Below are 22,437 nucleotides of genomic sequence, written 5' to 3'. Positions count from 1 at the left end.
ACGGTGAAGTCTAGCAGTCCGTGGCGCCGAAGGCGGTTGCCGCGCGCCGCCGTTCAGGCAGGCGGGGTCAGGTACGCGGCAGGGTCACGCCCTGCTGGCCCTGGTACTTGCCGCCACGGTCCTTGTAGCTGGTCTCGCACTCCTCGTCGGACTCGAAGAACAGCATCTGCGCCACGCCCTCGTTGGCGTAGATCTTCGCCGGCAGCGGCGTGGTGTTGGAGAACTCGAGCGTCACGTGCCCCTCCCACTCCGGTTCCAGCGGCGTCACGTTGACGATGATGCCGCAGCGCGCGTAGGTGCTCTTGCCCAGGCACACCACCAGCACGTTGCGCGGGATGCGGAAGTACTCCACCGTGCGCGCCAGCGCGAACGAGTTGGGCGGGATGATGCACACGTCCGAGGCCACGTCGACAAAACTGTTCGGGTCGAATGCCTTGGGATCGACGATGGTCGAGTTGATGTTGGTGAAGATCTTGAACTCGCGCGCACAACGCACGTCGTAGCCGTAGCTGGAGGTGCCGTAGGAAACGATGCGCCCGCTGTCGTTCTGCTTGACCTGGCCCGGCTCGAACGGCTCGATCATGCCCTGGCCCTGGGCCATGCGGCGGATCCACTTGTCGGATTTGATGCTCACGCGCTCTCCGGTCGATTGCGGGCAGCCCGAACCAACCGGGCGCAAAGCGGCAAAAATACATGGTCGGGGTACCGCCACGCCAGCCGGCTGGCCTTCGTCACCCGTAGGAGCCCGCTCGCGGGCGATACTCTTGCGAACCCCGAATCCCGGCCAGGAGCATCGCCCGCCAGCGGGCTCCTACGGGCGGGGTGGAAGCGCGGCCAGGAGGTCCAGCGCTGCGTGCAATTCCGCGCAGCGTTCCGCGCTGGCCAGCACCTGCGCCGCGGTGCAGCCGGCGCCCGGCAATGCCACCGGCACGGGCCGTGCCGTCAGCAACCGGGCCGACATGGTGAACAGGATCTCGGCCAGTGCCTCCTGCGCATGGTGCGAACCGCGCGCGGCCGTGTTCAACAGCAACACCGGCTTGCCGGGAAACTCCAGGCTGCCGACCAGCCAGTCGAGCAGGTTCTTGAACGCGCCGGGCACGCCGTGGGCGTATTCGGGACAGGCGATCAGCAACGCATCCGCGGCGCCGACTGCTTCGCGCAACGCCAGCACCGATGGCGGCAACGGATCGACCTCGTCATCCGGATTGAACAGCGGCAGCGCGCCTGGCGTGTCGTGCAACACCAGTTCGAGCGGTGCCGCGGCCAATTGGCACGCGGCTTCCAGCGCGGCGCGATTCGACGATACCCGGCGCAAGCTGCCGCACAGGCACAGCACGCGCCGCGGCGCCGTCATGCAGAGGGCACGCCCTGCACCACGATCTTGCCCAGGCCCAGCGACTTGTTGCGCGGCTGGCGCGACAGCCGGCCGGCGGTGTTGCGGGCGATCTCGCGGTAGCGGGCAGCAAGGTCGGAATCGGGGATCGCCGCCACCGTGGGGTTGCCGCCATCGGTCTGCTCGCGGATGCGGATGTCCAGCGGCAGCGAGCCGAGGTAGGCCGCGCCGTACTGCGTGGCCATGCGCTCGCCGCCGCCTTCACCGAAGATGTTCTCCTCGTGGCCGCAGTTGGAGCAGACGTGGGTGGCCATGTTCTCCACCACGCCAAGCACCGGCACCTCGACCTTCTCGAACATCTTGAGCGCCTTGCGCGCGTCCAGCAGGGCGATGTCCTGCGGCGTGGTGACGATCACCGCGCCGGCCACCGGCACTTTCTGCGACAGCGTGAGCTGGATGTCGCCGGTGCCCGGAGGCAGGTCGATGACCAGGTAGTCGAGCTGTTCCCAGCGGGTGTCGGTGATCAGCTGCATCATCGCCTGGGTCACCATCGGGCCGCGCCAGATCATCGGCGTGTCCTCTTCGACGAGGAAGCCGATCGACATCACCGGCATGCCGTGCGCCTGCATCGGCAGGATGCTCTTGCCATCGGGCGAGGCGGGCTTGCCGTGCACGCCGAGCATGGTGGGCTGGCTGGGGCCGTAGATGTCCGCGTCCATCACGCCCACCTTCGCGCCCTCGGCCTGCAGCGCCAGCGCCAGGTTGGCCGACACGGTGGACTTGCCCACGCCGCCCTTGCCCGAGGCGACCACGATGATGTTCTTCACGTTCGGCAGCGGCCCCAGCGTGCCCTGCACCTTGTGCACGTGGATGCGGCTGGTGATCGACACCGTCGCCGACTCGATGCCCGGATCGGCCTGCAACGCCTCGCGCACCCGCGCGGTGATCGCTCCGATCGCGCTGGCGGCGGGATAACCAAGCTGCAGGTCCACCGAAACCCGGCCGCCGTCGACGCCCACGGCGCGCACGGCCTCGCCCAGCGGGGCACCGGTGTGGGTGTCGATCAGCCCGCCCAGGATCTGGCGGACCAGGGCTTCATTCACCTGCGTCATGTCGGTTCGGTCGTCGAGAGAGACGCCCATTATGCCAGCGCGCCGCAGACGGCCGGCTGACACAGATCAGCGCCTCACCGGCGCACCGGCAGCCATGGCGCAATGCAGCTTGACGACCTCGCCGAACCTCGCCAGTCTCGATTCCATACGCTTTCGTACGGGAGAGACGCCATGAAGTCAGCACGACGCTTTGCCTTCGCCACCTGCCTGCTGCTCGCCGCCGGTTCGGCACTGGCCGCCAACGACACCCCCGTGGGCAACTGGAAAACCATCGACGACGAAAGCGGCCAGGCCAAGTCGATCGTGCAGATCACCGACGAGAATGGCGAGCTGAAGGCCACCATCGTCAAGCTGCTCAACCGCAGCCCGTCGGATATCGCCCGCGACGGCGAGGTGGCGCTGTGCAAGAAGTGCGATGGCGAGCGCAAGGACAAGCCGATCGAAGGCATGAACATCATGTGGGGCGTGCACCAGGATGGCGACGTCTGGAGCGGCGGTCACATCCTCGACCCGAAGACCGGCAAGGTCTACAAGGTGAAGCTGTCGATGCTCGACGGCGGCCAGAAGCTCAACGTGCGCGGCTACATCGGCTTTTCCTGGGTCGGCCGCTCGCAGCAGTGGGAACGCCAGCCCTGACCATCCGCTGCGTCGATTGACCTTCGACCACGCCCCGCACCGCCGACCGGTGCGGGGCGTTCTTGTGTGCGCGGCCGGCGTCCGCACCGCTGAGCCGGCGTAACCCGGCATGGTCACCGTGGCCAGCGAGACCCCGGGCGACGCCCCGGGCAAACGCCCGACCGCGCCGAACATCACCGGCACGATGGCTGCCATGCCGATGCCCAAGGCGAGGAAAACCAGCCGCGTGGTGCGCGGCCCCGGCGCAAGGCTGCCGTGATCCGTGGCCGAAAGGACTCTGCCCACATGCGCTCCGGCAACCCGCGACAGCAGCCAGGCGCTCTGCACCACCGCACCGGAATCCCCGGCGAGCAAAGTCCGCGCGCGCTGCGGCATGGCCATCCGGACGGCCAATACCGGCGGGGGCGCATGCCATAATGCGCAGTCCCCCAAGGAAGCCACGCAACCCATGAGTCGTCGCCTGCTCGTCACCCACGCCCTGCCCTACGCGAACGGTCCGCTGCACCTGGGCCACATGCTGGGCTACATCCAGGCCGACATCTGGGTGCGTGCGCAGCGGATGATGGGCAACGAGGTGCATTTCGTGGCGGCGGACGACGCGCACGGCACGCCGATCATGCTGGCCGCCGAGAAGGCCGGGATGACGCCGGAGGCCTTCATCGCGGGCATCCGGGCAGGTCATGAAGCCGATTTCGGCGATTTCCACTTCAGCTTCGACCACTACCACACGACCCACTCGGACGAGAATCGCGAGCTGGCCTCGCTGATCTACACGCGCCTGCGCGACAGTGGCTGCATCGCCAGGCGCAATATCCAGCAGCTGTTCGATCCCGAGAAGCAGATGTTCCTGCCGGACCGCTACATCAAGGGCACCTGCCCGAAATGCGGCACGCCGGACCAGTACGGCGACAACTGCGAAAACTGCGGCGCCACCTATGCGCCCACCGACCTGATCAACCCGTATTCGGTGATGTCCGGCGCCACCCCGGTGCTGCGCGATTCGGAGCACTACTTCTTCGAGCTGGGCAAGTTCGAATCGCTGCTGCGCGACTGGTTCGCGGGCAAGTTCACCCAAGGCAAGCCGGTAGCCGACAGCGGCGTCGCCGCCAAGCTGCGCGAATGGCTGGATGGCGGCCTGAAGGACTGGGACATCTCGCGTGACGCGCCCTACTTCGGCTTCCCGATCCCCGACGCGCCGGGCAAGTTCTTCTACGTGTGGCTGGATGCGCCGGTCGGCTACCTGGCCAGCTTCAAGGCGCTGTGCGACAGGACCGGCCTGAAGTTCGACGACTTCCTCGGCCCCGACAGCACCGCTGAGATGCATCACTTCATCGGCAAGGACATCATCAACTTCCACGGCCTGTTCTGGCCGGCGATGCTGCATGGCGCGGGTTTCCGCACACCCACCGCGTTGCACGTCAACGGCTACCTGACGGTGAACGGCGCCAAGATGTCCAAGTCGCGCGGCACCTTCATCCAGGCGCGCACCTATCTCGACGCCGGCATCCACCCGGAATTCCTGCGCTACAACTTCGCCACCATGCTCAGCGCGGCGCCGGTCGACGTGGACCTCGATCTGAAGGCATTCGAGGAACGGGTCAACTCGCACCTGATCGGCAAGTGGGTGAACATCGCCAGCCGCACCGCCGGCTTCGTGCAGAAGTTTTTCGACGGCAGGCTGGCCGACCGTTTCGAGGCGGAGGAAGCGGCGCTGTGGCAGACCCTGCTGTCGCACTACGACGGCGTCGACGCGTTGTACGACGCCGGCGAGTTCGCCGAGGTGACTCGTCGTTTCGTCGCCATCGCCGACCTGGTCAACGGCTACATCGCCACCAGGGCGCCGTGGCTGATCGCCAAGGACGACGCCCGCCGCGCCGAACTGCAGCAGGTCTGCACGCTGGCCCTGCACGGCTTCCGCCTGCTGTCCGGCTTGCTCAAGCCGGTGCTGCCGGCCACCGTGGCAGCCGCCGAACAATTCCTCGCCGCCCCCATCGCCAGCTTCGACGACGCCCGCCGCGAACTGCACGGCCACCGCGTCAACACCTTCGAGCCGCTGCTGGCCCGCCTCGATGCCAAGCGCATCGAGGCGATGGTCGAGGCCTCCAGGGAATCGCTTGGCGCATCCGTTCCCGCCGCGCCGGCTGCCCCGGCGAAGAAATCCATGAACGACAAGTCGAAATCTGCCGTGACGAACCCCGAATCCGGGATCCACCGTCCCGAGCCTGTCGAAGGGGCGAATCCCGGTCTCATCTCCATCGACGACTTCGCCAAGCTCGACCTGCGCATCGGCAAGGTCACCACCTGCGAATTCGTGGAAGGCTCGGACAAGCTGCTGCGCTTCGAACTGGATGCCGGCGAACTCGGCAAGCGGCAGATCTTCTCCGGCATCCGCGCCGCCTACGCCGAACCGGAAAAACTGGTCGGCCGCAACGTGGTGTTCATCGCCAACCTGGCCCCGCGCAAGATGCGCTTCGGCCTGTCCGAAGGCATGATCCTGTCCGCCGGCGACGGCGGCAGCGACCTGTTCCTGCTCGATGCCGACCAGGGCGCCAAGCCCGGCGCCAGCGTGCGCTGACACGCAGGGCGGGCACTGCCCGCCTTACGGCGAGCGACCCGCAGGAGCGCACGCGGTTGAAGTGGCCGGCTTTTTTCAAACCACGAGATAGGAGCGTCAAGCCGCTATCGCCTCAAACTCGGCGGGCGGGCGGTAGCAGAGTGTCGAGTGTAAGCGTTGATGGTTGTAGTAGTTGGCGACGTAGTCGATGACGTCGTGGCTGGCGTGCTTTCGTGTGGCATACGGCTCGTCGACCCATTCCTGTTTCAGGCTGCGAAAGATGCGCTCGACCACGGCGTTGTCCCAGCAATTGCCCTTGCGACTCATGCTCTGCACGGCGCCGTGCTGCTGCAGATGGGTGACAAAGAGGTCCGAGGTGTACTGGCAACCCTGGTCCGAATGCATCATGACGCCAGCGCCGGGCATGCGGGTGGCAAACGCCAGCTCGCTCGCTGCCAGCGCGAGGCGGGTGTCGGCGACGGCGCTCGTGGCCCAACCGATGATCCGGCGGGAAAACAGGTCGACCACGATGGCCAGGTAAAGCCAGCCCTGACGCGTCGGGATGTAGGTGATGTCGCCCGCCCATACCTGGTTCGGACGGCCCGGGTCGAACTGGCGGTTCAAGAGGTTCTCGGCCGGGGCCGGCTTGGTGTTGCGGCTGTAGTGTTTGAAGCGCTTCTTCTTCGCCGTGAGGTTCATCAGGCGCATGACCGTGGCCGCCCGCTCGCGGCCCACGTCCAGGCCGGCTCGGCGAAGCCCATGCGACAACGTGCGCGCGCCGCAGCTGCCACGGCTACGGCGACGGATGCGCTGCACCTCCTGCGCCACGGTGTCGTCCACTACCGCTGGCGGCGGCGTGGCGGCGTAATAACGGCTGCGTGGCCAACCCAGCAACGCATGGGTTTGCCGAACCGACAGTTCCCCTCTCACCGCGTCGAGCGCTTGCGTTGAAACAGCGCGACGAGGTGAGAGGGCAACGATTTTTTTAGCAGGTCGCGCTCCTGTGTCAGGGTGCAACGCGCTTCTTCGGACGCTTTCAACTGCGCCTGCAACTGCTCGATGAGGAGCCGCTGCTCGGCCACGGTGGTCGGCATCCGCGCCTCCCGCTCGCGCCAAGCCTCGACCCAACGGCGTAGCGCCGTGGGGCCAACTCCCATGATCTGGGCGGCGCGCGGCGTCGAATAGTCCGCCTCCACCACCAAACGCACGGCCTCCGCCTTGATGGAAGCCTCTATTTTCCGATGTCCCATGATTCACCTCGAAGGAGAGTTTCGCTCCTATCGGGTGGTCCGGAAATACCCGGCCACTTCAGGTGCGCTCCTGCCCTCGATCCAGCGGACCGTTCACTGCCTCGTGTAGGTCACGAAGAAGCCGACCAGGTCGCCGTTCTCGTTGTACGGCGCCATGTCCACGTAGCGGTAGCCGCGCGCGGCGTAGTCGGCGTGGGATTTCGTGAGCTGGTTCGCCATGTGCTTCTTGCGGAAACCCAGCGTGGCGTCGACGAAGACGGTCACCGTGTCGGCGGTGGCGCTCGCTTGCGCCTGCGCCGTGCCGGCATGGGTCAGGAGGATCGAGCCGCCGGCACCGAGCACGGCAGCCAGCAACAGGGAAGCGAGGAACGACGGTTTCATGGCGACACTCCAACAAGTGATCGGCAATTGCGGGACAATGGGCGTCGATTATCGCCCACCCCGCACCGCGCATGAGTGATCCCATCGCCGTCCTGGCCGACCACATCGACGCGCTGCTGCCGCAGACGCAGTGCGAGCAATGCGGCTACCACGGCTGCCGGCCGTATGCCGAGGCGATCGCGCGTGGCGAGGCGGCGATCAACCGCTGCCCGCCCGGCGGCGCGGCCGGCATCGCGAAACTGGCGAACTTGCTGGGCCGGCCACCGCTGCCGCTGGACCCCGCCTGCGGCATCGAGAAGCCACGCATGCTTGCGCGCATCGTGGAAGCTGATTGCATCGGCTGCACCAAATGCATCCAGGCCTGCCCGGTCGACGCCATCATCGGCGCGCCGAAACTGATGCACACCGTGCTCGCCGACGATTGCACCGGTTGCGAGCTGTGCGTGCCGGCGTGCCCGGTGGATTGCATCGAACTGGTGCCGATGCCGATGAGGCAGATCGATCAGGCGCACGCGGATGCCGCACGCGCTCACTTCCAGCGCCGCGGCGCCCGGCTGGCGCGCGAACGCGCCGAGCGTGACGCCGAGCTGGCCGCACGCAAGGCCGCGGTGGATACCGCCGCGTCGACCAATCCGGTACTGGCGGCGCTGGCACGCGCGAAGGCGAAGAAATCCTCATGAAGCGCGCCGACGTGGTGGAACTGTTCACGCGTCTGCGCGAACTCGACCCGCATCCGACCACCGAGCTGCTGTACGGCACTCCATTCGAGTTGCTGGTGGCGGTGGTGCTGTCGGCGCAGGCCACCGACGTTGGCGTGAACAAGGCGACCCGCAAGCTCTTTCCGGTGGCGAACACGCCGCAGGCCATCCTCGACCTCGGCGAGGATGGGCTGAAGCGCTACATCAGCACGATCGGCCTGTTCAACGCCAAGGCCAAGAACGTGATCGCGCTGTGCCGGCTGCTGATCGAGCAGCACGGCGGCGAGGTGCCGCGTACCCGCGAGGCGCTGGAAGCGCTGCCCGGCGTGGGCCGCAAGACCGCCAACGTGGTGCTCAATACCGCCTTCGGCGAGCCGACCATCGCGGTCGACACGCACATCTTCCGCGTCGCCAACCGCACCGGGCTGGCGCCCGGCAAGGACGTGCGCACGGTGGAGGACAAGCTGGTCAAGGTGATCCCGGCCGAGTTCAGGCAGGACGCCCACCACTGGCTGATCCTGCATGGGCGCTACGTGTGCAAGGCGCGCAAGCCGGATTGCCCGCACTGCGTGATCCGCGATCTGTGTCGTTACAAGCACAAGACGCCGGCGGAGTAGTTCCCGGTCGAACGCGCGCGGCACTGCCCGCGGCCTTTCATCCCGATCACGCGCCATCGTCGAGCGTCAACTTGCTGCGGAACCGACGCGGTTCGCCCGACAACGGATCGACGAACGCCAACTCCCGCGCCAGCAACTTCAGCGGCCGCCGATAATCGTCCGGCGCCGCCTCCGTCAGCTCGGGATAGAACGCGTCGTTGCGGATCGGCGCACCGAGCGCCGCCATGTGGACCCGCAACTGATGCTTGCGCCCGGTCACCGGATGCAGCGCATAGCGCCAGTCGGTGTCGCCGCGCTCGATCACCTCGATGCGCGTCTCGCTGTTGGGCTCACCCTCGACCTCGGCCATGCGGAAGAACGGCTCTCCCTGCACGATGCGCGTACGCCGGTAGAGCGGAAAAACCCCTGCCGGCAAGGCCGGGGCGAACGCCTCGTAGCACTTGTCGATGCGCCGCTCGCGAAACAGGGCCTGATAAGCCGCGCGGCTGGCGGGATTCGCCGAAAACAGCACCAGTCCGGCGGTGGCGCGGTCGATCCGGTGCAGCGGCACGAGCTGCGGATTGTCGAGCCGGCGGATCAATCGCCGCAGCAGGGTCTGCTCGACAAAACCTCCGGCCGGAGTCACCGGCAGGAAGTGCGGCTTGTCCGCCACCACCAGGTGTTCATCCGCGTGCAATACCGTCTCGACGAACGGTATCTCCGCCTCGTCCGCCACCTCGCGGTAGTAGTGGAGGCGCATTCCCGCGCGGTACGGCACCTGCGCGTCGATCGCCACGCCATCCCCGTCCAGCACGCGGCCGCGCGCGATCCGGTCCAGCCACTGCGCACGACTGATCGCGGGAAAGTGCGCGCACAGCGCGTCGAGCGCGCTTCGCCAGGACCCTGTCGGCAGGTGCACCGTGCTGGCGCCACGGTCAGGACGGAAAGGAACGTTCGGCATGATCGGGCCAGTCTAGCCGCAGGTCGGCGGCAGGTCGGCGCCACGCCGCGTACAATGGTCGGCTGTTGTCCTCCGGCATGCGCATGGCACTCAACTCCACCATCTACAAGGTCGAACTGCAGATCAGCGACATGGACCGGCACTACTACGCCACCCATGCGCTGACCCTGGCGCGCCACCCGTCGGAAACCGAGGAGCGCCTGATGGTGCGGCTGCTCGCGTTCGCCATGCATGCGGACGAGCGGCTGGAGTTCGGCAAGGGCCTCAGCGACGAGGACGAGCCGGCGCTGTGGCGCAAGGCGTATACCGACGAGATCGAGTTGTGGATCGACGTGGGTCAGCCCGACGAGACGCGCGTCCGCAAGGCCTGCGGCCGTGCGCGCCAGGTGGTGGTGATCAATTACGGCGGCAACGCGGCGGAGCTCTGGTGGAACCGCCACGCCGCCACGCTGGCTCGCCACCGCAATCTCAGCGTGCTGGACATCAGCGCCGACACCGTCGCCGCACTGGTCACCCTGCTGCAGCGGGGCATGCGCCTGCAGGTGCTGATCCAGGACGGCCAGCTGCAACTGATGAACGATGCCGACGCGGTGGCGGTCGATCCGCAGATCCGCATGGCGAGCGCCGAAGCGGTGAGCTGACCGGCATGTCGGCTGCTGGTCCGCTATCGCCGGCACGGCGGCAGCCTGACCCGTGCGAGCTCACCGCGGCAGGCACGCGCCGGTCGATTGCCGGATAATCGCGGCTCCCTCAAGAAAAACCCGACCCGGTTCTCGCCCCGACGAAAGTCGGAATGCCAAACCCGAGACTTGATCGGGACATCCGCTGCCCCTTGCCCAGGAGTCTTTCCATGCGCTGGTTGCTTTCCCTGTTCGCCCTGATTTCGCTCGCCGCCTGCTCGGCGCCGGCGCCGCAACAAACCCGCGGCAGCGTGGACCAGCTCACCGTCGTCGACAGCAAAATCGGCACCGGCACCGAGGCTGTGGCGGGCATGAAGATCACCGTGCACTACACCGGCTGGCTGTATGACGAAACCGCCGGCAACAAGCACGGCAGCCAGTTCGACAGCTCGCGCGATCATGGCGAGCCGTTCTCCTTCGTGCTCGGCGCCGGCAACGTCATCGCCGGCTGGGACCAGGGCGTGGCCGGCATGCGCGTGGGCGGCAAGCGCACCCTGCTGATCCCCGCCGCGCTGGGCTACGGCGCGCGCGGCGCCGGCGACGACATCCCGCCGAACGCCTCGCTGGTGTTCGACGTTGAGCTTTTGGACGTCCAGAAGCCCTGAGGCGGCTCGGCCACCGGCGGGCAGCGCCCGCCATCGTGATTGGCGACCCACCGGGCGCTCCTACAATTCCCGCTCCGCCGCTTCCCTGCCCTGCTGGCGGATGATCGCTTCCTCGCGGGCGTCGATGATCGACTGCATCACGCTGTCGACGTCGGCGATGTGCTCGTCGAACTCGAACCGGCCGGTCAGTTCGGTATCGGGATGCAGCTCGCCCAGTTCGTACAGCGCCCACATCTCCTCGCCGTAGTGGGTGTCCAGCAGCTCGGGCGCGAAGCGCGACAGGCTGATGGTGATATTGCCCACGTCACGCCGCAGCATCGTGCGCGCGCTGTTGTTGCCCGCCGCGCTGACCGCCTGCGGCAGGTCGATGATGACCGGGCCGTGCGGGCCGACCAGCACGTTGTACTCGGACAGGTCGCCATGGATCAGCCCCACGCACAGCATGCGGGCCACCTGCTGCATCAGGAAGCGGTGATACGCGCGCGCCTCGTCGGCGGACAGTTCGACCTCGCCGAGCCGCGGCGCGGAATGGCCGTCCGCATCGGTGACCAGTTCCATCACCAGCACGCCGTTGAAGTAGCCGTACGGCCGCGGCACGCGCACGCCGGCGGCGGCCAGCTGGTACAGGGCGTCGACCTCGGCATTCTTCCATGCCTCCTCGGCCTCGCGGCGGCCGAACTTCGTCGCCTTGCCCATCGCCCGCGCCTGTCGGCTGCCGCGTACCTTGCGCCCTTCCTGGTATTGCACGCGCGCCTGGAAGCTGCGCTGGGCCATGTCCTTGTAGACCTTGGCGCAGCGCACCTCGTCGCCGCAGCGCACGACATACACCGAGGCTTCCTTGCCGCTCTTGAGCGGCCTGAGCACCTGGTCGATCATGCCGTCGTCGATCAGCTCCTGCAGGCCCTTGGGGGTTTTCATCGGTGGCGTGGCTTCAATGCGTCGACGGGGGAACGCCCATTATGGCCGACGCCGACCGCATCCGTGGCGAAGCTCATGCCTCGCGTGCCGCCGCGGCGATCTCGAACGAATGTCGTCGCGCCGCGTGCTCGAAGATGTTGGCGGTCAGCATCAACTCGTCCGGTCGGTGGCGGGCCACGAAGGCCGCGATGCCCTCCTTCACCGTGACCGCATCGCCGACCACCGCGCAGGCCAGCGCGCGCTCGACCATCAGCTTCTCCGGCGGCGTCCAGTACGCCTCGATGTCGTCGATCGGCGGCGGGATCAGGCCGGGCTTGCCGCGACGCAGGTTGATGAAGCTCTGCTGCTGGGTGGTGAACAATCGCCGCGCCTCGGCGTCGCTGTCGGCCGCGACCACGTTGATGCCGAGCATCGCATACGGCTGCTGCAACCGCGCCGAGGGCACGAAGTTGCGCCGATACAACGCCAGCGCCTCGTCCATCGCATCCGGCGCGAAGTGCGAGGCGAACGCGAACGGCAGCCCCAACTGCGCCGCCAGCCGCGCACTGAACAGGCTCGACCCCAGCAGCCACACCGGCACCTCGATGCCGGCGCCGGGCACCGCGCGCACCGGCTGGCCGGGCTGCGCCGGCTCGAAATAGCCAAGCAGCTCCAGCACGTCCTGCGGGAACGCGTCCGCGCTGTCGAAGTAGCGGCGCAGCGCCCGCGCCGTGGGCTGGTCGGTGCCCGGCGCACGCCCCAGGCCCAGGTCGATGCGGCCCGGATGCAGCGAGGCCAGCGTGCCGAACGCCTCGGCCACCTGCAACGGCGCGTGGTTGGGCAGCATGATGCCGCCGGCGCCCACGCGGATCGTCGAGGTGCCGGCGGCGACATGGCCGATCAGCACGGCGGTGGCCGCACTGGCGATGCCGGGCATGTTGTGGTGCTCGGCCAGCCAGTAGCGCCGGTAGCCGAGCCGCTCGCCCAGCTGCGCCAGGTCCAGCGTGTTGCGGAAGGCCTGGCCCGCGTCGCTGCCTTCGGTGATCGGGGCCAGGTCGAGGATGGAAAATGGAATCATGGCGCAATCCCGGATGACGGAAGCACCCTATCTGGGGGCGAACCGGTTCATTGCCAGCCACAGCCACGCGCGCCGCCGTCGGCTCAACTTTCCCGGCGCGCAGCCGCTAACGGGAGCGAACCATCGACGACACGGCGCGACAGAGGGGCAGTCCCCATGGTGGGAAACATGTGGCGGCGCGTGTTTTCGCGACGCAAGGCAAAGGCCAGTCCGCAGCGCGCCAGCAAGGCGCGGTCGCCGGCCCCTGCCGCCGTCCCGTCGCCCGCCGTCGCCCACGCCGCGACGGAAACGCCGTCGCTGGCCTTGATCGACGAGCGCTTCCACCGGCTCGTGCTCGGCCTGCCGCCGCCCCGCCAGGATGACCCGCTGCCGGCCGAAGCGGCCCTGCTGCGACGACTGGAGCTGCTCGGCGCTCGCTTCGACCTGCGCAGCCTGCCGCGGCTGCCGACCGTGCTGCCGCAACTGCTGCGCACCCTCAAGAGCGACGAGGCTGCAGGCGCCGAACTGGCCAAGCTGGTCGGCCGCGACCCGCTGATGGTGGGCGAGGTCATGCGCGCCACCAGCACCGTGTTCTACCGTTCGGCACAACCGATCAGCAGCCTGCAACAGGCGGTGGTGCTGCTCGGCCAGGACGGCCTGCGCCGGGTGATCACCCTGCACGTGATGAAGCCGATCCTGCAGGGCAACACCGGCAGCATGGGCCACGCGGCAGGCGGGCGCCTGTGGGGCCACGCGGAACGCTGCGCGCATGCCTGCGCGTGGCTGGGGCGCACCACCGGCTGCGATGCGTTCGAGGCCTATCTGGCCGGGATCGTGCGCCATGCCGGTACGGGCGCGGTGGTGCGCCTGCTGGATCAACTGCTGCCCGGGGCGCCGCCACCGCCGTTGTCGGCGGGCTTCGTGCGGCACTGCGCGATGCTGGCCGCGCAACTCTCGCTGCAGGCTGCCCGCCAATGGGGGCTGCCGGCGCGCGTGCTCGGCGCCCTGGCCGAGTGCCAGGGCGAGGTCAGCGCAGCCAGCTCCCCGCTGGGCCGCGCGCTGGCGGTGGCCGACAGTCTGGCCAGCCTGAGCCTGCTGGTGGAAAACGGCGAGTTCCCCGCCGATGCGGACCTGGCGCACAGCTGGCCGGGCGTCATGCCGCCGGCCGTGCTCGCACGCTGCCAGCGCGACCTCGGCCAGCACTTCGCCGCCGGCCTGGCCACGGCCTGATCGGCGACGGCAACGACTCCCGTTTGGTCGAGGAAACGCCTAGACTTGCCGCCACCACCATCGTCCACATCGAGGAGCCGCGCATGAGCAAGGGCATGGATTCGAAGAAGAGCGAAAAGAAGAAGCCGGAGAAAACGCTGAAGGAAAAGCGCGCCGCCAAGCAAGAAAAAAAGAAGGACAAGTAGCTCCGCCGCTCACCAGCCGGCAAGCGGCGAACGCGATGCGGAAAGCATGTTGCATTCCGCGCCGACGCCGCCGTCACCGGCACCCACGCAAAGCATGAAACGTGCGGGCAGGCCCGCTACGTCCCGGCTTGCTCCGCTCGCCAGCACGAACTGCCGTGCGCCGGACTGCTCGCAGGCCGGCGCCTTGGTTGCGTGCGCGGCCGGCGTCGGGCACGCCAGCAAACGGTAATGGCAACGCCCGCTGGCGCTGCGCACGCAGGTGATGTCGGCGATGTCGGCGACAATCCGCGTACGGCTGTAAAGCACGTCGACGCCGTTGACGCTGGCGCGCGTGGCGTGCGACTGGCTGCCGTAGCCCTCCACCCCGGCCAGCGAGAGCACCAGCCAGATCAGCGCGATGAGATAGTGCATGGCCGTCCTCCCGACAAACCGTTGCGAACGCGGCAGTTACATGTTGCGAAACAGGGTCATGAACGGCGCGCTCACGCTGAGCGTTTCCGGCCGCTCGCGCAGGCGCACGATGCCCTTGCCGGTGTCGTCGCGGGTGACGGCGGCGACCGCCTTCATGTTGATCACGGTGCCGCGGTGGATCTGCTTGAACACGGTCGGGTCGAGCACCTCCAGCAGTTCGCGGATCGGCGTGCGCAGCAGCGCCTCGCCCTCGGCGGTGACCACGGTGGTGTACTTGTTGTCCGCGCGGAAATAGGCGACGTCGTCGAGCAGGATCAGCCGCGTCTCCCGCCCCGTGCTGGCGGTGACCCAGCTCAGCGGCGGTTGCTGGCGCGCCGGCCCCAGCCGGCTGCCGATCTGCCGGACCAGGTCGGCCAGCGAGGCAGTGTCGGACCGATCCGCGCCCACGCGCGACTGCACGCGCTCCACGGTGGCGCGCAACCGTTCCGGGACGACCGGCTTGAGCAGATAGTCGATCGCGCCGCGCTCGAAGGCGTCGATGGCGTACTGGTCATACGCGGTGACGAACACCACCTGGGTCGCCGGGCACGCTTCGGCCGCGGCGGTGGCGACTTCGAGGCCGGTGAGGCCGGGCATGCGGATGTCGAGGAAGGCCACTTCGGGCCGATGCTCGACGATCGCCTCCAGCGCGCTGGCACCGTCCTCACACTCGGCGACGATGTCGAGCTGCGGCCATGCCGTCTCCAGCGCGGCGCGCAGCGACTGGCGCAGCAAGACCTCGTCTTCGGCGATCACACCCTTAGCCATGGGCCTGCTCCTCGCTGTAGTGCTCCGGCACGTTGATGGTGGCGGCGACGCCCTGCGGGAAATTCGCCGCGATGGCCAGGCTGGCCTGGCCGGCATAGATCAGTTTCAGCCGTTCGCGCGCGTTCTTCAGGCCGATGCCCGCGCCGCTTTCCTGCGCGCCGAAACCCTTGCCGTCGTCGGCCACGGTCACCGCCACGCGGCCATCCTGCCGGCGCGCGAAGATCCACACCGTGCCGTCGCCGGGCCGCGGCTCCAGGCCGTGCTTGATCGCGTTTTCCACCAGGGTCTGCAGCAGCATCGGCGGCAGCGGCGTGGCCAGCAGTTCGTCCGGCACGTCGATCTGCACGTTCAGGCGTGTGCCCATGCGGATCTTCATGATCGCCAGGTAGGCGCGCGAGCGCTCCAGTTCCTCGCCCAGGCTGGCGAGCGCGCGGTCGGCGCGCGGCAGTGAGTGGCGCAGGTACTGGATCAGGTGGCCCAGCATCGCATCCGCCCCGGCCGGGTCGCTGCGCACCAGCACCTGCGCGCTGGCCAGCGTGTTGTACAGGAAGTGCGGCTCCACCTGCGCCTGCAGCAGGCTGAGCCTGGCGATCGCCAGCTCCTTCTCGGTCGCCGTCTGTGCCGCCGCCGCCTGCTCGCCGCGGCGGCGGCTGGCCACGCCGAGCGTCACCGCGCGGGCGATCGCCTCGAGATTCTCCAGGTTGACGCCGTCGTCCACCTGCAGCCAGTCGCTCCACGGCGCGCTGCACGGCTCGCAGACCAGGCTGAAGCTGCTGCTGCCCTCGCCGCGATTGACCGTGGCCAGGACGCGATTGCGCTGGCTGACGATCCAGCGCATCGGATTCCAGCGCCCCAACTGCGCCAGGTCATAGGGGTCGGCGTAGACCGCAGTGGCGCGAATCTGCAGATGGTTGCGCGTGCGGTCCACCTGCTCCACGCCCGGCAGTTCGCGAATCGCGGCGTCCAGCAGCTCGAACGCCTCCTCCGCCTCGAACGGCACCTCGATCTGCCGCCGTTGCCGGGTGGCCAGTGTCGCCGAAGTCAGCTTGCCCGCGATCATGCGCACCCGCACCAGGTGCGAATGCGCGCGGATCACCACGAACACGATCACCACCAGCCCCAGCAACTGCACCAGGCTGCCCAACCCCGACCAGATCCAGCTCACGGACAACGTCGCCAGCAGCACCAACAGGTACCAGGCCACGATCAATCGGAGGTAGAAAAACAGGCTTCGAAACACGGCAACCGTCCACGCTGGGGAGACCGCCAACGAGACTAGCGGCCCCGCCGCGGAAAATCGCGCGGCTTGCGACGAAACCGGCCACGAGGCGACGAAACGGGGCGGCGGGCGGACGAAGGTTCGCGGCCCTGCGCGCTCGATCTCGACGAAGAAAGTCTGCCGTCGGCATCTCTGAAAGTGCAGGCCCGACCAGCCGGTCTCATGGTCCGGCCAGCGCCCTGTCAACCCATGCCGCGAATCACCAAGACGATCACGTAGAACAGCAAGGTAGTGGACAGGGCAAGGCCGATATCAAACGAATATTTCAGGAATACGTTGTACCAGCGCGACTTCTCTTCGTTGCTCAGCAAGCCCAGGTAACACTCGACGTAACGCTGCCGGCGGAACAGGATGCCTGGCCTGTGTACCTTGACTTGCGCGTCGCTGATGCGGAGGCGGACGACACCGACGTACAGGACAAAGAACAGGATCGAGTACAAGGCCGTGACGATCCAAAGGGCCACGAAGAACGTCGTCATGGATATCCACGCCGGGTTTGTGGGCGGATTCAACTTTGGAGGTGAGTTCAACTCCGAAGTGAACCTGGCCCCGATAGTCGGGCAAGGCGATCAATTCAATTCGCCACGTCCCTTTTTATTAAGCAAACTCACCGATGACATGCGCCACCTCCCCCACAACGCGGCGCAGGCGCGACGAGCTTCATCGGCCGCCGTATCACCGTGCAGCGGATCACGCGCCAACTCCCACCACAGGCGGGCACATGCTCACCCTGACGACTGCCGGCGCGCACGCCATGCCGCGAGGGCCTGTTCGTAGCGTTCGAGCGCCTCGTCATGCACATCGTACACGCAGCGCACGCAGCCCTCGCCGCAGCAGTCGGTGGCGTCCGGTTCGGGCGGGCGCTGCGGCATGGGGTCGGCGGGATCGTCGTCTGGCGGTTCGGGTTCGCTGGGGATCATGGCATCACTGCGGACGTGGCGGCGCGGCAGCGGCACCCCTCCGAGGGTGCCGACTGCAACGGCGAAGTCCAAGCCTGCCCCCGCTCGCGCGCTACGCGCAACCCCGCGCAGCCGTGATTACTTCGCCGGCTTGCGGAAGCGGTAGATGAACTGGTCGGTGTGGCCGCGTATCGACTTGTCGAACACCTTGGTGGTATGCGTGTCGGCCGGGTTGCGCAGGGCGTTGCTTTCGCCATCGAAGACGAAGCCGGCGGCCTCGACCTCGCGCTTGACGACCTCCGGATCGATGCGGTGCAAGGTGTCGGTGTCGGCCAGGCCGGAGCCGGCGGGGGCTACGTGGTCGATCACCACGAACAGGCCGCCGGGCTTGAGCGCGTCGTAGACCTGCTTGTCGAAGCTGGCCATGTCGACCGGGCCCATGAACGGGTCGTGGTAGTCGTGGTAGTTCTGCGAGGTGAACACCAGGTCCACCGGCACCGGCACGCTCACTTTGGCCGCCGGCTGCTGCAGCAGGCTCACGTTGGCGTAATGCGGCGTGGCCGCCAGCTTCTGCCAGTTGGCCAGGCTCTTGGCGGAGTACTTGCCCATCTCGTCCGGCCAGACGGTGTAGACATGGCCGGTGGGCCCGACGATGGCGCTGAACGCCCGCGTCCAGTAGCCGCTGCCGGGCACCAGTTCGAGCACGTTCTGGCCAGGCTTGACCTCGGCGAAGGTCATGACGAGCGCCAGCTTGCGGCGCGCATCCTCGTGGCGATCCGCCGCGCGCGCCGGATCGTCGACGCCTTTCTGCACGGCAGCAGTGATCGCGCCGCTGTGCAGGTCGGCAACCTGGGCGGTCGCCACGGCGGGGAGCGGGAGGGTCAGCAGGAGGGCAAGCATGGCGTGGCGCATGGCGTACTCCATCGGCAGGCGGGGTTCCCGATTGTGCTCCGCTTTGATCGTGATGACACTGTGTCGACAGGCACAGGCATGCGATGGTGCTTGCGGTAACGTGCACGGGTTGCGGTTCCACCGCCGCGGGATGGCCACGCAAACCCACCGACTCACGGGAGGTTCCATGCGCTGTACCAGCATTCTGTTCGCCGCCGCCTGCGCCGCGATCGCCGGCATGCCCGGCTCCGGCCATGCGCAATCGCCGGCGCACTGGCAGGCCAGGCAACTCAAGGCGTCGCAGGAATCCGAGGCGATCATGCGCGACGCCGACAAGCGCAATGGCCTGCTGGCCCAGTTCCAGGTGATGCGCTACGCCTCCGTCGGCAACAACGACCCTGCTTTCCAGGTCATTTTCAGCCAGTACCTGAGCTGGTATCAGACCTTCATCGGCGATTACCCGGACGCGGCGACCAGCTTCTCGATCAGGCAGGGAGCGTTGCCCGACGACCGCCCCTTGCCACTGGACGACGGGGTCCACCACGCCGAGTCTGCCCTGACGGCGATCGCACGGCTGGCGAAAGGGCGCCGGGCAGTGTTCTTCAACGAGGCGCACAACATCCCGCTCACCCGCAGCCTGACGGTGCAGATGCTGGCGCGACTGCGCGCCGAGGGTTACGACTATTTCGCGGCCGAGACGGTCTACCAGACCGACAAGGGGCTGCAGGCGCGCGGATACCCGACCAAAGACAGCGGCTTCTACACGCAGGAACCGGTCTGCGCGGAAATGGTGCGCACCGCGTTGCGGCTCGGCTACAAGGTGGTCGGCTACGAGGCGCTGTCCGATGCCTCCGGCGACGCACGCGAAGCGGAGCAGGCGCGCAACCTGTACCGGCAGGTGTTCAAGGAACATCCCGACGCGCGCGTGGTGGTCAACGCCGGCTACGCGCACATCCAGGAATCCGGCGCCTACCTGGGCGGCGCCTCAATGGCCCAGCACCTGCGGCGGTTGATCGACATCGACCCGCTCACCGTCGAGCAGACCATGCTGTACGACCACCCCGATGTCGGCGGCAATCATCCGTACTACGAGCCGGTCATGAAGAAGTTGCAACCGACCGGCCCCATCGTGTTCGTGGACGACGCCGGCAAACCGTGGTCGTTGCGGCCGGGCTACGACGTCAGCGTGTGGTTTGCGCCGATATCCATGCGCCGCGGCCGCCCGACCTGGCTCAGCCTGGGCGGCGAACGCAAGCCGTATTACGTGGATGGCGAACGCTGCAACCAGCATTTTCCCTGCATGGTGGAGGCGCGTTACGCCAGCGAAGGCAACGACGCCATCCCGGCCGATCGCGTGGTGCTCGATCCGGTGCCGCTCAACGCCGTGCCCAGCGACCGCGTGCGCAGCGGCGGCGCGGCGCCCGCCAGCGAGCTCTACCTGCGGCCCGGCAAGTACCGCATGGTCTACAGCGGCGAGAACAACGCCACGTTGTTTTCACAGAACGTCACGATCAGGGACCGCAACCCGCGGCCACCGCCCTCCCAGCCCCCGGCAGCCACTGCCGGGCCCGTGTCCACGCCGGTTCGCGGCGATGTGGCGCAACCCTCCGTCGACCAGGGGAACTGATTCCATGACCCACCACAGAATGCGCGTACTGCTTGCCACGGCGTGTGCGCTTGCGACCTTCGCCGCCATCGGAGCGGAACCCGCCGCCCCATCGCAAGCCGGCCTGCTCGGCTTCACGCCCGCGCATGCCACCACCCAACTCGACCTGGAACGACGTTTCGACGCCCAGCTCGACCCGGCCGAGCTGCGCGACTGGTTGAAGCAGATGGCATCGGCGCCGAACCAGGTCGGCTCGCCGCACGACAAGGCGAATGCCGAGTTCATGCTGGAGCAGTTCCGCGCCTGGGGCTGGGATGCGCACATCGAGACGTTCGAGGTGTTGTATCCGACGCCGAAGAAAGTCGCACTGGAACTGCTCGGGCCGCAGCCGTTCACCGCCACCCTGCACGAGCCGCCGGTCGCCGGCGATGCCACTTCGGCGCTGCCCGGCGCGCTGCCGCCATACAACGTCTACGGCGGCGACGGCGATGTCACCGCACCACTGGTCTACGCCAACTACGGCATGCCGGACGACTACAAGGAGCTGGCCCGCCGCGGCATCGACGTGCGCGGCAAGATCGTGATTACCCGCTACGGCGGCGGCTGGCGCGGGCTCAAGCCGAAGCTGGCGCAGGAGCATGGCGCGGTCGGCTGCCTGATCTACTCCGACCCGCACGATGACGGCTACGCCCAGGGCGACACCTGGCCCGAAGGCGGCTGGCGCCCGCCCGAAGGCGTGCAGCGCGGCTCGGTCGCCGACATGCAGCAATATCCCGGCGATCCGCTGACCCCCGGCATCGGCTCCACGCCCGGCGCCAAGCGGCTGGCGATCAAGGACGCGAAGACCCTGCTGAAGATTCCGGTGCTGCCGATCTCCTACGCCGACGCCACGCCGCTGCTGAAGTCGCTGGGCGGCCCGGTGGCACCCGCAGCCTGGCGCGGCGCACTGCCGCTGACCTACCACGTGGGCCCGAGCACGGCCAAGGCGCACCTGACCGTGCTGTCGGACTGGAACCGCAAGCCGATCTATGACGTGATCGCCAAGATCGAGGGCGCCCGCGCGCCGGACCAGTGGATCATCCGCGGCAACCACCACGACGGCTGGGTGTTCGGCGCATGGGACCCGCTGGCCGGCAACGTGGCCCTGATGGCCGAGGCCAAGGCCATCGGCGGCCTGCTCAAGCAGGGTTGGCGGCCGCAGCGCACCCTGGTCTACGCCAGCTGGGACGGCGAGGAACCGGGCCTGCTCGGTTCCACCGAATGGGCCGAGGCGCACGCGAAGGAGCTGCAGGCCAAGGCCGTGCTCTACATCAACTCGGATACCAACGGCCGCGGCTTCCTCGGCGCCGGCGGCAGCCATTCGCTGCAGCACCTGGTCAACCAGGTCGCCGACGGCGTGACCGATCCGGAAACCCGCGTCAGCGTGGGCAAACGCTGGCGGGCGCACCTGATGATCGAAGGCAGCGATCCCAAGGCGAAACCCGAAGCCAAGGCCAATGCCAAGGCGGCAGCCAGCGGCGGCGATTTGCCGATCGAGGCACTGGGCTCCGGCTCAGATTACAGCCCGTTCCTGGAACATCTCGGCATCGCCTCGCTCGACCTGGGCTTCGGCGGCGAGGACGACAATGCCGGCATCTATCACTCGCGCTACGACTCGTTCGACCACTACGCCCGCTTTGGCGATCCCAGCTTCGAGTACGGCGTGGCGCTGGCCAAGGTGGCCGGCCACATCGTGTTGCGCAGCGCCGATGCCGATGTGCTGCCGCTGCGCTTCGGCGATTTCAGCCAGACCCTGGGCCGCTACGTCGGCGAACTGCACAAGCTGATCGAGAATACGCGCAAGGCAACGGCGCAACAGCACCAGTTGCTCGACGCGCATGCCTACGCGCTGGACAGCGACCCAACCCGGCCGCTGCTGCCGCCGGCGCGCGACTCCGATGTGCCGGCGATCGAGCTGGCCCCGCTGGACCGCGCCGCCAGCCAGCTGGAGCAGAGCGCAAAGGCTTTCCAGGCCGCCTACGCGCGGCAGGCCGCCGACGGCTTTGCCCTGCCCGCCGCGCGGCTGCGCCAGATCAACCGGCAGATGGGCCGGATGGAACAGGCGCTGACCGATGCCGACGGCCTGCCCGGCCGGCCGTGGTTCCGGCACTTCATCTACGCGCCAGGCATGCTCACCGGCTACGGCGTCAAGACGGTTCCCGGCGTGCGTGAGGCGATCGAGGCACGGCGCTGGGACGAGGCGAACCGCTATGCAACGATCACTGCGCAGGTGCTTGACCACTACCGCGCCCAACTCGACCAGCTGACCCGTTTGCTGACCCCGTCGAGCTGACCGGCGCAAACCACGGCGAATCCACGGATGGATCGCC

Annotated in this window: 25 protein-coding genes; 10 read left to right on the top strand and 15 right to left on the bottom strand. The window is 67.9% G+C overall.

The genetic code is table 11. The features are described from left to right. Nucleotides 1-67 precede the first annotated feature (67 nt). From dcd to apbC, 3 genes are all read right to left on the bottom strand, one after another. Entirely contained in the window at nt 68-634 is a 567-nt protein-coding gene (gene dcd, locus ACVCMG_RS00590; protein ID WP_395119089.1) for a dCTP deaminase, read from the bottom strand. A 177-nt stretch (nt 635-811) separates the two neighbouring features. After that, nucleotides 812-1,354 (bottom strand): NADPH-dependent FMN reductase, encoded by a 543-nt coding sequence (locus ACVCMG_RS00585; protein WP_447114657.1) that lies wholly within the window; start codon nt 1,352-1,354, stop codon nt 812-814. After that, complete coding sequence (apbC, locus tag ACVCMG_RS00580) at nt 1,351-2,445, bottom strand: iron-sulfur cluster carrier protein ApbC (protein ID WP_447098671.1); 1,095 nt, start codon at nt 2,443-2,445, stop codon at nt 1,351-1,353. Before apbC ends, ACVCMG_RS00585 begins: the two co-directional genes overlap by 4 nt. A 171-nt stretch (nt 2,446-2,616) precedes the next feature. On the opposite strand from apbC, the gene ACVCMG_RS00575 reads away from it, so the two are divergent. The 3 genes from ACVCMG_RS00575 to metG all read left to right on the top strand — a co-directional run bounded on the left by ACVCMG_RS00575 (nt 2,617) and on the right by metG (nt 5,656). After that, complete coding sequence (locus ACVCMG_RS00575) at nt 2,617-3,081, top strand: DUF2147 domain-containing protein (protein ID WP_395119095.1); 465 nt, start codon at nt 2,617-2,619, stop codon at nt 3,079-3,081. 109 nt (nt 3,082-3,190) lie between these two features. Continuing rightward, entirely contained in the window at nt 3,191-3,340 is a 150-nt protein-coding gene (locus tag ACVCMG_RS00570; RefSeq protein WP_447114656.1) for a hypothetical protein, read from the top strand. Nucleotides 3,341-3,529: 189 nt separating this feature from the next. After that, on the top strand, nt 3,530-5,656 hold the full coding sequence (gene metG / locus ACVCMG_RS00565) for a methionine--tRNA ligase (protein WP_447114655.1): 2,127 nt from the start codon (nt 3,530-3,532) through the stop codon (nt 5,654-5,656). A 96-nt stretch (nt 5,657-5,752) separates the two neighbouring features. Here metG and ACVCMG_RS00560 read toward each other — a convergent pair whose 3' ends face one another. The 3 genes from ACVCMG_RS00560 to ACVCMG_RS00550 form a co-directional block, all read right to left on the bottom strand. After that, nucleotides 5,753-6,565, bottom strand: a complete 813-nt coding sequence (locus ACVCMG_RS00560; RefSeq protein WP_447114654.1) for an IS3 family transposase — start codon at nt 6,563-6,565, stop codon at nt 5,753-5,755. Continuing rightward, nucleotides 6,562-6,885, bottom strand: a complete 324-nt coding sequence (locus ACVCMG_RS00555) for a transposase (RefSeq protein WP_447114653.1) — start codon at nt 6,883-6,885, stop codon at nt 6,562-6,564. Before ACVCMG_RS00555 ends, ACVCMG_RS00560 begins: the two co-directional genes overlap by 4 nt. 93 nt (nt 6,886-6,978) lie before the next feature. Beyond that, on the bottom strand, nt 6,979-7,266 hold the full coding sequence (locus ACVCMG_RS00550) for a hypothetical protein (protein WP_447114652.1): 288 nt from the start codon (nt 7,264-7,266) through the stop codon (nt 6,979-6,981). Nucleotides 7,267-7,337: 71 nt separating this feature from the next. Here ACVCMG_RS00550 and rsxB point away from each other — a divergent pair, with 71 nt between their 5' ends. Together rsxB and nth are read left to right on the top strand one after the other, a co-directional pair. Next, nucleotides 7,338-7,946: an electron transport complex subunit RsxB gene (gene rsxB, locus ACVCMG_RS00545; protein ID WP_447114651.1), complete on the top strand. Its 609-nt coding sequence runs from the start codon at nt 7,338-7,340 to the stop codon at nt 7,944-7,946. Next, nucleotides 7,943-8,581, top strand: a complete 639-nt coding sequence (gene nth / locus ACVCMG_RS00540; protein ID WP_395119108.1) for an endonuclease III — start codon at nt 7,943-7,945, stop codon at nt 8,579-8,581. Before rsxB ends, nth begins: the two co-directional genes overlap by 4 nt. Nucleotides 8,582-8,627: 46 nt before the next feature. Here the strand turns inward: nth and ACVCMG_RS00535 are convergent, their stop codons facing one another. Then, nucleotides 8,628-9,521: a pseudouridine synthase gene (locus tag ACVCMG_RS00535; protein ID WP_447114650.1), complete on the bottom strand. Its 894-nt coding sequence runs from the start codon at nt 9,519-9,521 to the stop codon at nt 8,628-8,630. Between the two features lie 83 nt (nt 9,522-9,604). On the opposite strand from ACVCMG_RS00535, the gene ACVCMG_RS00530 reads away from it, so the two are divergent. Together ACVCMG_RS00530 and ACVCMG_RS00525 are read left to right on the top strand one after the other, a co-directional pair. After that, nucleotides 9,605-10,162, top strand: coding sequence for a YaeQ family protein (locus ACVCMG_RS00530; protein ID WP_395119112.1), 558 nt, complete (start codon nt 9,605-9,607; stop codon nt 10,160-10,162). Between the two features lie 209 nt (nt 10,163-10,371). After that, nucleotides 10,372-10,806, top strand: a complete 435-nt coding sequence (locus tag ACVCMG_RS00525; protein WP_395119114.1) for an FKBP-type peptidyl-prolyl cis-trans isomerase — start codon at nt 10,372-10,374, stop codon at nt 10,804-10,806. Between the two features lie 60 nt (nt 10,807-10,866). On the opposite strand, the gene ACVCMG_RS00520 is transcribed toward ACVCMG_RS00525, so the two are convergent. After that, nucleotides 10,867-11,724 carry a PA4780 family RIO1-like protein kinase gene (locus ACVCMG_RS00520; RefSeq protein ID WP_395119116.1) on the bottom strand — a complete coding sequence of 286 codons (858 nt, stop codon included), beginning with the start codon at nt 11,722-11,724 and terminating at the stop codon, nt 10,867-10,869. A 73-nt stretch (nt 11,725-11,797) separates the two neighbouring features. Beyond that, complete coding sequence (locus ACVCMG_RS00515; RefSeq protein WP_447100156.1) at nt 11,798-12,781, bottom strand: LLM class flavin-dependent oxidoreductase; 984 nt, start codon at nt 12,779-12,781, stop codon at nt 11,798-11,800. A 180-nt stretch (nt 12,782-12,961) separates the two neighbouring features. On the opposite strand from ACVCMG_RS00515, the gene ACVCMG_RS00510 reads away from it, so the two are divergent. After that, nucleotides 12,962-13,990, top strand: coding sequence for an HDOD domain-containing protein (locus ACVCMG_RS00510; RefSeq protein WP_395119120.1), 1,029 nt, complete (start codon nt 12,962-12,964; stop codon nt 13,988-13,990). 194 nt (nt 13,991-14,184) lie between these two features. On the opposite strand, the gene ACVCMG_RS00505 is transcribed toward ACVCMG_RS00510, so the two are convergent. The 6 genes from ACVCMG_RS00505 to ACVCMG_RS00480 form a co-directional block, all read right to left on the bottom strand. Then, the gene (locus tag ACVCMG_RS00505; RefSeq protein WP_395119122.1) at nt 14,185-14,586 is read right to left on the bottom strand and encodes a hypothetical protein; all 402 of its coding nucleotides are present in this window, start codon (nt 14,584-14,586) and stop codon (nt 14,185-14,187) included. A 36-nt stretch (nt 14,587-14,622) separates the two neighbouring features. After that, nucleotides 14,623-15,393: a LytR/AlgR family response regulator transcription factor gene (locus ACVCMG_RS00500; protein ID WP_395119124.1), complete on the bottom strand. Its 771-nt coding sequence runs from the start codon at nt 15,391-15,393 to the stop codon at nt 14,623-14,625. Beyond that, entirely contained in the window at nt 15,386-16,633 is a 1,248-nt protein-coding gene (locus ACVCMG_RS00495; RefSeq protein ID WP_447114649.1) for a sensor histidine kinase, read from the bottom strand. The genes ACVCMG_RS00500 and ACVCMG_RS00495 overlap by 8 nt, the downstream gene beginning before the upstream one ends. Nucleotides 16,634-16,854: 221 nt before the next feature. After that, a complete protein-coding gene (locus ACVCMG_RS00490; RefSeq protein ID WP_447114648.1) occupies nt 16,855-17,151 on the bottom strand; it encodes a hypothetical protein in 297 nt (98 codons plus the stop codon). Nucleotides 17,152-17,397: 246 nt separating this feature from the next. Next, the gene (locus ACVCMG_RS00485; RefSeq protein ID WP_447114647.1) at nt 17,398-17,592 is read right to left on the bottom strand and encodes an oxidoreductase-like domain-containing protein; all 195 of its coding nucleotides are present in this window, start codon (nt 17,590-17,592) and stop codon (nt 17,398-17,400) included. Nucleotides 17,593-17,709: 117 nt separating this feature from the next. Next, nucleotides 17,710-18,483, bottom strand: a complete 774-nt coding sequence (locus ACVCMG_RS00480) for a class I SAM-dependent methyltransferase (RefSeq protein WP_447114646.1) — start codon at nt 18,481-18,483, stop codon at nt 17,710-17,712. A 166-nt stretch (nt 18,484-18,649) separates the two neighbouring features. On the opposite strand from ACVCMG_RS00480, the gene ACVCMG_RS00475 reads away from it, so the two are divergent. Beyond that, complete coding sequence (locus ACVCMG_RS00475; RefSeq protein ID WP_447114645.1) at nt 18,650-20,089, top strand: hypothetical protein; 1,440 nt, start codon at nt 18,650-18,652, stop codon at nt 20,087-20,089. Between the two features lie 4 nt (nt 20,090-20,093). After that, nucleotides 20,094-22,400 carry a transferrin receptor-like dimerization domain-containing protein gene (locus ACVCMG_RS00470; protein WP_447106297.1) on the top strand — a complete coding sequence of 769 codons (2,307 nt, stop codon included), beginning with the start codon at nt 20,094-20,096 and terminating at the stop codon, nt 22,398-22,400. Nucleotides 22,401-22,437: the final 37 nt, after the last annotated feature.

The organism is Rhodanobacter sp. UC4451_H18 (assembly GCF_052978225.1).
Note: the sequence above shows the minus strand (reverse complement) of the source record. Positions and strands in the feature narration are given on the sequence as shown.

What these genes read in the sequence shown, in the direction of transcription:
- ACVCMG_RS00520 (WP_395119116.1), bottom strand. Translation starts at nt 11,724, where the DNA reads ATGAAAACCCCCAAGGGCCTGCAGGAGCTGATCGACGACGGCATGATC.
- ACVCMG_RS00490 (WP_447114648.1), bottom strand. Translation starts at nt 17,151, where the DNA reads ATGACGACGTTCTTCGTGGCCCTTTGGATCGTCACGGCCTTGTACTCG.
- ACVCMG_RS00535 (WP_447114650.1), bottom strand. Translation starts at nt 9,521, where the DNA reads ATGCCGAACGTTCCTTTCCGTCCTGACCGTGGCGCCAGCACGGTGCAC.
- ACVCMG_RS00525 (WP_395119114.1), top strand. Translation starts at nt 10,372, where the DNA reads ATGCGCTGGTTGCTTTCCCTGTTCGCCCTGATTTCGCTCGCCGCCTGC.
- ACVCMG_RS00475 (WP_447114645.1), top strand. Translation starts at nt 18,650, where the DNA reads ATGCGCTGTACCAGCATTCTGTTCGCCGCCGCCTGCGCCGCGATCGCC.
- ACVCMG_RS00550 (WP_447114652.1), bottom strand. Translation starts at nt 7,266, where the DNA reads ATGAAACCGTCGTTCCTCGCTTCCCTGTTGCTGGCTGCCGTGCTCGGT.
- ACVCMG_RS00500 (WP_395119124.1), bottom strand. Translation starts at nt 15,393, where the DNA reads ATGGCTAAGGGTGTGATCGCCGAAGACGAGGTCTTGCTGCGCCAGTCG.
- apbC (WP_447098671.1), bottom strand. Translation starts at nt 2,445, where the DNA reads ATGACGCAGGTGAATGAAGCCCTGGTCCGCCAGATCCTGGGCGGGCTG.
- metG (WP_447114655.1), top strand. Translation starts at nt 3,530, where the DNA reads ATGAGTCGTCGCCTGCTCGTCACCCACGCCCTGCCCTACGCGAACGGT.
- ACVCMG_RS00555 (WP_447114653.1), bottom strand. Translation starts at nt 6,885, where the DNA reads ATGGGACATCGGAAAATAGAGGCTTCCATCAAGGCGGAGGCCGTGCGT.
- ACVCMG_RS00505 (WP_395119122.1), bottom strand. Translation starts at nt 14,586, where the DNA reads ATGCACTATCTCATCGCGCTGATCTGGCTGGTGCTCTCGCTGGCCGGG.
- ACVCMG_RS00575 (WP_395119095.1), top strand. Translation starts at nt 2,617, where the DNA reads ATGAAGTCAGCACGACGCTTTGCCTTCGCCACCTGCCTGCTGCTCGCC.
- ACVCMG_RS00570 (WP_447114656.1), top strand. Translation starts at nt 3,191, where the DNA reads ATGGTCACCGTGGCCAGCGAGACCCCGGGCGACGCCCCGGGCAAACGC.
- ACVCMG_RS00485 (WP_447114647.1), bottom strand. Translation starts at nt 17,592, where the DNA reads ATGATCCCCAGCGAACCCGAACCGCCAGACGACGATCCCGCCGACCCC.
- rsxB (WP_447114651.1), top strand. Translation starts at nt 7,338, where the DNA reads ATGAGTGATCCCATCGCCGTCCTGGCCGACCACATCGACGCGCTGCTG.
- ACVCMG_RS00585 (WP_447114657.1), bottom strand. Translation starts at nt 1,354, where the DNA reads ATGACGGCGCCGCGGCGCGTGCTGTGCCTGTGCGGCAGCTTGCGCCGG.
- ACVCMG_RS00480 (WP_447114646.1), bottom strand. Translation starts at nt 18,483, where the DNA reads ATGCGCCACGCCATGCTTGCCCTCCTGCTGACCCTCCCGCTCCCCGCC.
- nth (WP_395119108.1), top strand. Translation starts at nt 7,943, where the DNA reads ATGAAGCGCGCCGACGTGGTGGAACTGTTCACGCGTCTGCGCGAACTC.
- ACVCMG_RS00515 (WP_447100156.1), bottom strand. Translation starts at nt 12,781, where the DNA reads ATGATTCCATTTTCCATCCTCGACCTGGCCCCGATCACCGAAGGCAGC.
- ACVCMG_RS00470 (WP_447106297.1), top strand. Translation starts at nt 20,094, where the DNA reads ATGACCCACCACAGAATGCGCGTACTGCTTGCCACGGCGTGTGCGCTT.
- ACVCMG_RS00530 (WP_395119112.1), top strand. Translation starts at nt 9,605, where the DNA reads ATGGCACTCAACTCCACCATCTACAAGGTCGAACTGCAGATCAGCGAC.